This is a genomic window from Streptomyces katrae, assembly GCF_000966975.1.
Classification (GTDB): Bacteria; Actinomycetota; Actinomycetes; order Streptomycetales; family Streptomycetaceae; genus Streptomyces; species Streptomyces katrae.
The window spans coordinates 1-226 of sequence record NZ_JZWV01001836.1; the positions used below are offsets into that span (position 1 = coordinate 1).

The 226-nt window shown below is 78.8% G+C and carries 1 pseudogene; it reads right to left on the bottom strand.

Going from position 1 to position 226, the window contains the following annotated elements:
• Positions 1 to 226: pseudogene (locus VR44_RS40745) on the bottom strand (hypothetical protein); the annotation flags it as partial.

Sequence of the window (226 nt, forward strand, 5' to 3'; positions counted from 1 at the left end):
CGGCTGCCCGTACCGCCGGGCGGGTCACGGGGACGGGGTCCGCGTCGGGGCGTTCCGGGTCGAGGATCGTGGCCAGCAGGGCCACGTCCTCGATGGGCCGGCCGATGGCGGCCGCGCGCAGGGTGATGTCCGCCTCGGCCTCCTCCTCGGGGTGCTCCCCCAGCAGGGTGACCATCCGGCGGACCTCCTCGACCGGCCGGGCGACGGCGGCCGCGCGGAGGGCGTC